This window comes from Marinobacter sp. UBA5687 (assembly GCF_002420325.1).
Taxonomy (GTDB): Bacteria; Pseudomonadota; Gammaproteobacteria; order Pseudomonadales; family Oleiphilaceae; genus Marinobacter; species Marinobacter nauticus.
In genome coordinates, this window is record NZ_DIHV01000068.1 from 1 (window position 1) to 10,609 (window position 10,609).

The 10,609-nt window shown below is 61.2% G+C and carries 5 protein-coding genes and 1 pseudogene; 1 reads left to right on the plus strand and 5 read right to left on the minus strand.

The features are described 5' to 3' along the window. Nucleotides 1-364 (minus strand): aminotransferase class III-fold pyridoxal phosphate-dependent enzyme (locus B3Y70_RS07270; protein ID WP_288589498.1); only part of this gene is annotated, 364 nt, incomplete at its 3' end. A gap of 88 nt (nt 365-452) precedes the next feature. Continuing rightward, nucleotides 453-2,225 carry an ABC transporter transmembrane domain-containing protein gene (locus B3Y70_RS07275; RefSeq protein WP_286714204.1) on the minus strand — a complete coding sequence of 591 codons (1,773 nt, stop codon included), beginning with the start codon at nt 2,223-2,225 and terminating at the stop codon, nt 453-455. Between the two features lie 226 nt (nt 2,226-2,451). Here B3Y70_RS07275 and B3Y70_RS07280 point away from each other — a divergent pair, with 226 nt between their 5' ends. After that, nucleotides 2,452-4,245 carry an ABCB family ABC transporter ATP-binding protein/permease gene (locus B3Y70_RS07280; RefSeq protein WP_273030930.1) on the plus strand — a complete coding sequence of 598 codons (1,794 nt, stop codon included), beginning with the start codon at nt 2,452-2,454 and terminating at the stop codon, nt 4,243-4,245. Between the two features lie 12 nt (nt 4,246-4,257). On the opposite strand, the gene recD is transcribed toward B3Y70_RS07280, so the two are convergent. From recD to B3Y70_RS07295, 3 genes and pseudogenes are all read right to left on the minus strand, one after another. Continuing rightward, complete coding sequence (recD, locus tag B3Y70_RS07285; protein WP_273030928.1) at nt 4,258-6,510, minus strand: exodeoxyribonuclease V subunit alpha; 2,253 nt, start codon at nt 6,508-6,510, stop codon at nt 4,258-4,260. After that, complete coding sequence (gene recB / locus B3Y70_RS07290; protein ID WP_273030927.1) at nt 6,507-10,232, minus strand: exodeoxyribonuclease V subunit beta; 3,726 nt, start codon at nt 10,230-10,232, stop codon at nt 6,507-6,509. Before recB ends, recD begins: the two co-directional genes overlap by 4 nt. Further along, nucleotides 10,229-10,609: pseudogene (locus B3Y70_RS07295) on the minus strand (exodeoxyribonuclease V subunit gamma); the annotation flags it as partial. The gene recB and the pseudogene B3Y70_RS07295, both read right to left, overlap by 4 nt.

The following is a 10,609-nucleotide window of genomic DNA, read 5'->3' on the forward strand; positions in this document are numbered from 1 at the left end:
GGGCAATCTTGACCGCGTTTTCCAATGCCTCGGCGCCGGAGTTGGCCAGCATGACCTTGCCGTGGCCTTTTACCGGCACCACTTCGCTCAGTTTCTGGGCCAGCTTCACGTAGCCCTCGTAGGGCATCACCGTCTGGCAGGTGTGCATCAGTTTGTCGAGCTGCGCCTTGACGGCCTCAACCACCTTGGGATGTCGATGGCCGATGTTCAATACGCCGATACCGCCGGCGAAATCGATCATGCGTTTGCCATCTGCGTCCCAGACCTCTGCGTTCAGGGCGTGATCTGCAAATTGATCATTGGGGCTTGCTGCGCCCGCGGCGACGTATCGCTCTTTGAGTGCCTGCAATTCTTTGTTGCTCACTTTGCGTGTCTCCCTGTGTCAGGATTAGGAATTTCTAGTACCAGTGTAGGGAGTACGCACCCAACACACAAACCGACCAACGGGGCACTCAGTGTTCTGTCTGGCTCCCCGTGTCCCGGAATTGCAGGCTGGCCAGGCGCCGGTACAGCGGGTTATCGCGGATCAACTGGTCGTGACTGCCCACTGCCAGCAGTCGGCCTTCGTCAAATACCGCGATCCTGTCGGCATCCCGCACCGTTGCCAGCCGGTGAGCAATCACCAGGGTAGTCCGGCCCTCCGTGAGCGCCGGCATGGCCCGCTGAATCAGGTGCTCGCTTTCCGCATCCAGGGCGCTGGTGGCTTCATCAAGCAGCAGAATCGGAGCGTCGGCCAACAGCGCACGGGCAATCGCCAGTCGTTGTTTCTGGCCACCGGAAAGGCCCTGGCCGGCATCACCCAGGGGCGTGTCGTAACCCTGTGGCAGGGCCTGAATAAATTCGTGGGCGTGGGCAATACGGGCGGCCTGCTCGATCTCAGCCTGATTGGCCTCGGGCCGGGCGTAGCGCAGATTATCGGCGACAGTGCCATGAAACAGGGCGGGATTCTGCGGCACCAGAGCGAAACACCGTCGCAGGTCAGCCAGTGGAACCTTGGCGGTGTCTATGCCCTCCAACCGGATAGAACCGTCCTGTAGCGGATAGAAACCCAGTAGCAGATCAAACAACGTGGATTTACCGGCACCGGACGGTCCGACCAGGGCAAGGGTTTCACCCGGCTGGATTTCCAGAGAGACCCTGGCAAGCGCTGGCCGTTCCGTGCGCCCGCTGTAGCTGAAGCTCAGGTTATCCAGAGTAATTGCACCGGTCACTGTGCCCGGAAGCCGGTCCGTTCCTGTCTCGGGACGCCGCTCCGGCTCGGTCTGCAGCAGCTCAAACAGGCGAGCTGCGGAACCGGCGGCGCGCTGCAATTCGCCAATCACCTCACTGATGGCTCCAGCCGCGACCCCCACCAGCAGGCTGTAGAACACAAAGGCTGCCAGCTCACCCGGTGAGATTCGGCCATGAATCACATCCAGCCCGCCAATCCAGATGACAATACCGACGGCGCCCATCACCAGGGAAATCGCCAATGTGGTCAGCCAGGCGCGCTGCCGAATCCGTTGCCGGGCAATATCGAAGGCTTTTTCAGAAACCTCGGCGAAATAGCGGCGGTCGTGAGGCTGATGATTGAAGGCCTGTACGGTTTTGATCTGGCTGAGATTCTCCCCGACATAACTGCCAACATCCGCCACCCGGTCCTGACTCAGTCGGGACAGCGCCCGCACCCGGCGGCCGTAAAACAGGATCGGCGCAATCACCAGCGGAAATCCCAGCAGGATGATGCTGGCCAGCTTGGCGTTGGTGACAAACAGAAGAATCAGCCCGCCGATAAGCATCAGCGTGTTGCGCAGGGCGATGGAGACGGTGGAGCCAATCACCGATTGCAGTACGGTGGTGTCAGCCGTAAACCGGGACTGAATCTCCAGGGCCCGGTTCTGTTCAAAGAAGCTGGGCGTGAGATCGATCAAGTGATTGAATACCCGTTTGCGAATATCTGCCACCACCCGTTCGCCAATCCAGGACACCAGGTAGAATCGGGCAAACGAACCAAAGGCCAGGCCGAGTACCAGCACGAAAAACAGGCCGATAGCTTTGGCGAGGTTTTCCGGAGACTGAGTGGCCAGGCCCTGATCTACCAGAATGCGCAGGCCCTGGCCCAGACCAAGGGTGATGCCGGCGGTAATAACCAGTGCCACCAGTGCCCCTACAACCGCGCGTCGATAGGGACTGATAAACTCGATGACAAGTCTTAGAGCTTTACGATGATTGGGGCTGATGGTCACTCTCCTGATCGATCAAAGTTTAATTAAGCCGTTTCTTTTACGATTTGTCCTCAGATGAAGACGTATCATAGCTGTTAGCAAGAGTGCACGGGATGGGGAGCCTTTCCGGGACCGTCAAAAGCCAGGGATGGCTTTTGTCGAGCGTACAGGGATGTATTTACAGCGTGTCCCGGAAAGGCTCCCCATCTCGGGCGCTCGACATCTCCAAAAGTTCAAGGATATTGCATTGAGAGCCTACGCCGACAACGACTACCCCGCCGATCATAAGCCCGACTGGTCGATTATTTCCGGGCTGTGGCCGTATCTTCTGGAATTCAGGGGGCGGGTCGTGTTGGCTATGGCGATGCTGGTCTTGGCAAAGCTGGCCACCGTCGCCACCCCGGTGGCACTGAAATACATTGTCGACTACCTGGACCAGAACCGCGGTGCCGACATGCTGCTGTGGATCCCGGTTGTGCTGGTGGTGGCCTACGGTAGCCTGCGTTTTGGTGCCACCCTGTTCAGCGAATTGCGGGATGCCGTGTTTGCGCGGGTCGCGGAGCGGGCTATGCGGCGGGTCTCTCTGCGGGTGTTTGAACACCTGCACCAGAGGGAACTGGGATTTCATCTGGACCGTAAAACCGGTGGCCTGGCCCGGGATATTGAACGCGGCACCAACGGTATCAGCTTTCTGCTGCGCTTCACCCTGTTCAACATTGTGCCTACCATCCTGGAAATCCTGCTGGTGGCGGGCATCCTGCTGGTGGTGTTCAACGTCGGGTATGTCGTCGCCATTCTGGTGGCGGTGGTTGTGTATGTGGTGTTCTCTATCAGGATCACCGAGTGGCGAACCAGGTTCGTGCGGGAAGCCAATGCCCGGGACAACCAGTCCAACTCGCGGGCCATCGACAGCCTGCTCAACTACGAAACCGTCAAATACTTCAACAACGAACGTTATGAAGCCGAGCTTTACGATCAGGACCTGGATGAGTGGGAAAAGGCTCGGTTGAAGAACCGCCTGTCGCTGGCCACCCTGAACGCTGGCCAGGCATTGATCATCGGCGTGGCGCTGATCGTCATTATGGCCATGGCGGTGGGCGAAGTGGCCAGCGGTGAAATCACCCTGGGTGATTTCACCATGATCAACGCCTACCTGATCCAGCTGTTCATTCCCCTGAATGCTCTGGGCTTTGTCTACCGGGAAATCCGCCAGGCGCTGGTGAATGTGGAGCGGCTGTTCAAGCTGTTGGGTGATGAGCCGGCAATCCAGGATGCGCCGGATGCCAGGCCGTTGGCTGTGGATAACGGTGAAGTGCGCTTTGAACACATCCACTTCGCCTACCGGCCCGACCGTCCCATTCTGCAGGATGTGAACTTTACCATTCCCGCCGGCCACACCGTGGCGGTGGTGGGCGCCAGCGGCGCGGGCAAATCTACCCTCGCCCGGTTGCTGTTCCGCTTCTACGAAGTCGATAAGGGCGCAATCCGGATTGATGGCCAGGATATCCGATCGGTCACCCAAGACAGCCTGCGTTCGGCCATCGGTGTGGTGCCGCAGGATACCGTGCTGTTCAACGACACCCTTTACCGAAACCTGGCCTATGGCCGGCCTGAGGCCACCGAGGAAGAGGTGTACCGGGCGGCGAAAATGGCCCATCTGGAAAACTTTATCCACAGTCTTCCAGAAGGCTACGAAACGAAAGTCGGCGAGCGCGGCCTCAAGTTGTCTGGCGGCGAAAAACAGCGGGTGGCCATTGCCCGGGTTATCCTGAAGAACCCGCCAATACTGATCCTGGACGAGGCAACCTCCTCCCTGGACTCCTTGTCCGAACAGGCCATCCTCGGTGCCCTGAAAGAGGTCAGCCACCAGCGTACTACCCTGGTGATTGCCCACAGGTTATCCACAGTTCGCGATGCCAATAGCATTCTGGTGATGGACGGGGGCCGGATTGTCGAAAGTGGCAGCCATCACGAGTTGCTGGCCCGCGATGGTCATTACGCCCGTCTTTGGGAACAGCAACATCGGACTGAGGATAACTGATGCCCGTGGCCATTATTGCTCTCCGAGCCGAAGCGCCAGTCCTGAAGCCCGCACCACCTGTTGGCTTACGCTGTCTTTGAACACCTGTGCATCGCCGGTAATCAGGCTGAACCAGTTCCTGGCCCGGGTGATGCCCGTGTACACCAGTTCCTTGGTCAGTACCGGGCTGAGGCGATCCGGCAGCACCAGACAGGTGTGGTTGAATTCGGAACCCTGGGACTTATGCACCGTCATGGCGTATACCGTTTCCAGCTGCTGCAAACGGCTGGGGGAAATCCAGCGAATGCCGCCGGTGCTGTCACTGCTCGGGAAGGCTACCCGAAGGGTCGCTTTTGGCCCGCCGGTTTCGGTCTTATCCCAGGGTACACTGAAGGTGAGGCCGATATCCCCGTTCATCAGGCCGAGGTTGTAGTCGTTGCCGGTGACCAGCACCGGCCGGCCGGCGTACCAGCCGTCGGTTTTGTCGATCAGTTTTTCAGCCAGCAGCTTCTGGGCGATACGCTGGTTCAAGCCCTCCACGCCCCAGGGGCCTTTGCGTAACGCACACAGCACCTGGAAATCGTTGAAGGCTTCCAACACCTCAGCGGCGTGGGCATCCCAGGCTTCCCGGGGACTGTCGGCGGTCAAATCACAGCTGTGGATAACTTCCAGATAATGGCTATAGCCTACCGGTGTTGGCAGCGCCTGGCCATTCACCACCCGGCCCTGGCCGGCGTTTCGGAAAGCCTCCGGTGAGCCGGTGATGGCGTGGTGGCAGATCAGCTCAAGTGTCTGATCCGGATCGGGTTTTGGTGTTTGGCCGTTCAGCCAGATTACATCATCAAACCCGGCGTCCCGGATATGACCCAGTACCTGGCTGGTGAGCTCGCTGGTGTTTACGGCTTCTGCCAGTTGACGGATACCACTGTCCTGTCCGAAGCGGTAGCTCTTGCGCAACATCGCCACCGCCTGGTCGAGTGGCTGGCCGGAGTTATCCACAAGGCTATCCGGCACCTGCGCGCCGGTGATGGCAGCCAGCCAACGGGCAGTATCCGGCGTGTAGTGGGCGTCCAGGGCCCGTTGGCAAAGTTCCCCCAGCACCGCACCGGCGTCCACTGAGGCCAGCTGGTCCTTGTCGCCCAGCAGGATCAGCTGAGCGCTGGCGGGCAGGGCATCGAATACCGAGGCCATCAGGTCGACATCCACCATGGAGGCCTCATCGATGACCAGGATATCCACCAGCAACGGATTGTCTCGGTGATGTCGGAACTGGCGGGTGTCTGGCCGGCTACCGAGTAGCCGGTGCAGGGTGGTGACCTTGGTGGGAATGTCCTCCAGTTGCACGGAGCCGGGCAGGTCGGCCAGTGGCAGCTTGCTGACCGCACCGCCAATGGATTCGTTCAGCCGGGCGGCGGCCTTGCCGGTGGGTGCGGCCAGGCGGATACGGTACTTGCGCCCTGCCCGCTCCGGGCTTTCCCCGGCCACGGCCTGCAGGGCTGCCAGAAGATTCACCACGGTGGTGGTCTTGCCGGTACCCGGGCCACCGGTGATCACGGCAAAGCGGTTACGGGCGGCCAGGGCGCAGGCCAGTTTCTGATAATCCACCGGCTCTGTGGACCGGAACAGTTTGCTGAGCGCTGTGGATAAGGTTTGCGAGGCCGCCGATTGCGGGTCGGCCAGCGGCGATGGCAAGGCCAGTCGTTGCTGAATGCCTTCGGCAATGCGTTGTTCGTAACGCCAGAACCGGCGCAGGTACAGTCGGGTGCCGTTCAGTACCAGCGGTGCCGGCACGGAGCCATCGCTCACGGCCAGAGAACCCTGCAGGGCTGCGAGGCAATCGGTTAGCTGTACCCGTGACAGCAGTTCCTGTGGATAACGCCCTTGCAGGTTGGCCACCTCGCTCTCAGACAGGCCGGTATTGGCCGGTTCTTCCGGCGGCAGCGCCAGGGTCTGGCCGGCATCGTCGAGTAGCGTGGCCAGATCGATGCATACGTGCCCCCGGCCCACCTGGTGCGAGGTCAGTGCCGCCAACAGCAGCACCAGTGGTTGCGGGCGTTCGCCCTGCTCTTCGCTGAGTTCCCTGATCAGCCGGGCAAAGCCGGTATCCAGCGGGCGAATCCAGCCGGCCTGTTGCCATTGCCCTAACAGCGCCTCGGTGTCGTCAGGATGGGCCAGCAGCTGGGAGTTATCCATAGCCTCCGGTGATTCTGTGGCCGCCCGGTTCACTGGCGTGTCGTCACCCAGGTCCAGGGCAAACTGGTTTTCGGTATGGCGGGTACGGCTCATGCAGCCACCTCCCCGGACACCGGCTCGCCATCGAACAGGGCGTCCAGTTGTTCGATCAGCACCCTGGGGGGCTTGTCGGTAAAGGCGCCGCCGCTGGCGGAGTTCACCCCTCGCAGGAACAGGTACACCGCGCCGCCAATGTGCTGGTCGTAGTCGTATCCCGGTAAACGGGCCTTCAGCAACCGGTGCAGGGCCAGCAGGTAGAGGATGTATTGCAGGTCGTAGCGTTTGTCCAGAATCGCCTGGCCCATGGCCTGGTCGGTGTAGGCGTCGTCGTCCTCGCCCAGAGCATTGGATTTGTAGTCCAGCACGTAATACTGCCCCTTGTGTTCAAACACCAGGTCGATAAAGCCCTTGAGCATGCCATTGAAGCGGTTGGCCTCGGCCCGGGGCCGGTCCGCGCCGTTCAGGGTGTAACGGGTGACCAGTTTGTCCAGTTTATGGATGCTGACGTTACGGCTTTCAAACCAGAACTCCAGCTCCGGGCGCAGATTGGCCAACTGCGCCAGGCTGGCGGCATCCTGGCCATTGCGATCTAGTCGCAGTGGTTTGCGGATCAGCCCCAACAGCCACTGTTGCAGGGGCTCGATCCAGTCGCCCCAGCCCCGGGTGGAGCAGCGGCGGGCCAGCTGCTCGTGCAACAGCTCCGGGTTATTCACAACCCGTTGGAAGCCCTGGGCGGTGCACCATTCCAGCAATTCGTGCAGGAAGGTGCCGGGTCCCGCGCCTTTGGGGAAATGATGGTGGTTGCGTACGGCGGGTACGGCGGGGGCCTCCCCGGTGTCATTCTGGGCGCTTTCTTCCAGCAGGTTCTGGGTCTGGGCGTCTTCCACCTCGCCGGTGAAGGTAATACCGGTGCCGGTCATGCCGGTGTATTCGATGGTGGAGTAGCTGGCGATCCACCAGTCTTCCTTCGCTTCCCGCGTGGAGATCAGCGCCGGGCCCAGGGCGTCCGGGGCCATTTCGGTGAATATTGTGTTTCCGGCTTCCGGCAGCGGGGAAATCCGGATTTCCGGGCGGCCCTGGGCCAGTGAGGCCAGAGCCTGGCTGATGGACTGCTCCGGTGTTCCGGCAATCGCATAGCCCAGGCCGCTCTGATACCAGTTATCCACAGCCGCCGCGCCCACCCAGGTGGCAAACCGGGCCCGCGTCAGGGCCACATAGAGTTTACGGATGTCCTCGCCCAGGCGTTCCTGGTCGGCCCTTTCAATGTCTTCCGGAGTCGGATCGAACACGGTCACCAGCTTGCCGGTGTCGTCGTGGTAGCGAACATACGCCTGCTTCGGGTTCTCTGCCCGGAAGGCGGTGCCGAAGGGCAGGAATACCAGCGGGTATTCCAGGCCCTTGGATTTGTGCACGGTGATTACCTTTACCAGACCTGCATCGCTTTCCAGGCGCAGGGTGCGGTGTTCGTCTTCTTCGTCTGCCGCCCGCAGGATCTGGGTGAAGTGGTGCACCAGGGCATGTTCGCCGTCCAGTTGCAGGCTGTCCTGCTGCAGCAGTTCGGCGATGTGCAGGATGTCAGTCAGTCTTCGCTCACCGTCAGGGCGTTGCAGCAGGCGGCCGGGAACCTCGAAGTCCATCAGAAAACTACGCAGCATGGGCAGTACGCCCTGGCTCTGCCACTGTTGCTGGTAGCGCTGGAAGCGCTCGATTTCCCGTTCCAGTATCAGCTCGTCGGTGAGCAGCCGATCCAGTGCCTGCCAGCTCTGGCCCAGGGTCGGTGTGGCCAGCGCAGCCCGGATGAAGGCCAACTGCCGGGGTTCGGCAAAGGCGCGTAGCCAGCACAGTACCTCGTTCGCCTCCCGTGAGGTCAATACTGAATCCCGGTCCGACAGGTACACACTTTTGATGCGCCGCCGGCCGAGGGCGTCCCGCACCGCAGCGGCCTCGTTGCGGTTATTCACCAGTACGGCAATGTCTCTGGGTTCAACGGGTTCGAGGTCGTTCGGGCTGTCTGGCAAGCCAAAGCCGGCCTGCCTTCCCTGCCCCAGGGTCAACAATCGGGCGATTTCACTGGCGCAGGTTTCGGCCATTTCAGCCGTGGCAGTGCCCTTGGCGAGGCCCTTGGGGTTACCCTCTTTGTCGGTTTCACCGGATTCGTGGGTCCAGAACACCAGGCTGGGCTGGACTTCACCCTGCACCGACCACAGCCGCCTGGTGCCGTTGGCATCGACGCCCTGGAACGGCAGCGGCGTGCTGTCGCCCTTGCCGAACAGGAAGGCGCCCCTGGCGCTGAACTGGTCGCTGTGCTCAAACACCCGGTTGACGGCGCTCACCATGGTTTCGGCGGAGCGGAAGTTCTTGCCCAGGGTGTAAGTGCGTGCCTGCACGCCCAGGCGGGCTTGCAGGTAAGTGTGGATATCGGCGCCCCGGAAACCGTAGATGGCCTGTTTCGGATCGCCGATCATCAGCAGGCAGGTGTCCGGTTGGTTGGCTGCGACGTTATAGATCCGGTTGAAGATGCGGTACTGCACCGGGTCGGTGTCCTGAAACTCGTCAATCAGCGCTACAGGAAACTGGCGGCGGATGGTGGCGGCCAGTTGGTCCCCGCGGGGGCCATGCAGCGCGTCATCCAGGCGGGTGAGCAGGTCATCAAAGCCCATTTCCGAGCGCTGCTGCTTTTCCGCTTCCAGCCGCCCTGCAATCCAGTGGCTGGCGTGGCGCAGGATGTCGGACTTGGCACTGGGTGGGTTCTGGCCGAATGCCAGCAAGGCGTCGATGGCGTCAAACGCCGGGTGATGGGGTGCCTGGTCGTCGCCTTTCAGGATGTTGTCCAGACCCTCGGGGGTCTGGTTCTTGTAACCGGCAGCGCTGTCCAGCTTCTCCGGCAACAGCTCGTCGGATTCGGCCCAGGCGACCAGAAATTCCCACACCTTGAGCATGGCGTTCTTGCTGCCGCCGTGCAGGCGCTTGCCTTTGTTCAGATCGTTCAGCAGGTCAGTGACTTCCTGTTGCCACTGGGCCCAGGGGTGGGCTTTCAGTTCACCGGCCCGCGCGAGCCGTTCGCTGACCACCTGGTCAATGGCTTCGTGTACGCTCTGGGGCGGTGTACCCAGAGCATCCGGGTCGTCGATCAGGTTACGTACCGCCTTGCGCAGCTCGGTGGGGGTTTTCCAGTGGCTCAGGGCTTCGTCCATAAGGGCCGGTGGTAAGGGGTAAACGAAGGTGCGCCAGTAATCCCTTGCCACCTCGTCCAGCAGTTCGCTCTGGTCCGTTTCCAGGGTGAGCTTGAACAGGCTGCCGCTGTCGAAGGCGTGTTCGCTGAGCATGCGGTTGCAGAAACCGTGAATGGTGGATACCGCCGCTTCGTCCATCCATTCGGCGGCCAGCAGCAGTTTCTTGCGGCAGTCAGGCCACCTGGCCGGGTCCGGGTAACTGTCATCCCGCAGCTTGTGGATAAGTGCGGTTTCCGGGGTGGGTTCGAGGTGGTCAGCGGCGTCGGAAAACACCTCGGCGGCCTGGGTCAGCCGGGTGCGGATGCGGTCCCGCAGCTCCTTGGTGGCGGCGTCGGTAAAGGTGACCACCAGCAGGTTAGGCGGCAACAGGTTCTGCAGTGGGCTGTCTTCTGCCTGGCCATGGCCCAGCACCAGGCGCACATACAGGATGGCGATGGTGAAGGTTTTGCCGGTGCCTGCGCTGGCCTCGATCAGCGCGCTGCCGTTCAGGGGCAGGGCCAGTGGGTCCAGATTCGGGTTTCGGTTGGTTCTCTGTTCCGTCATTCCATGCTCCCGATTTGCTCCGCCGCCGACTTGCCCTGTTCGGCTTCCCACAGAGGCACATAAAGCTGATGCAGCAGGGCTTCAAACTCGCCGCTCGCCATCAGTGCCTCGGGACTTTCGAAGGCACCCAGCAGGTAGCCGGTGTCCCGGTCCAGGGCGGTGGAATAGGCCTGTTCTGCTTCACTGATGGCCCGTTCGTGGTCGCCGATAAATTTCTTGCCGCCATAGAAACTGGTGATCCAGGCAAAGCCGGCTTCGCAGTGAATGGGCAGGGTCCGGGTGGTGGCTTCCATCCAGCGGCCCAGAATGGCTTCGAAGTGCTTTTGTGCCTGCTCCGGGGCCATGACCGGGAAGTGGAATTTACGGCCTTCTTCCTT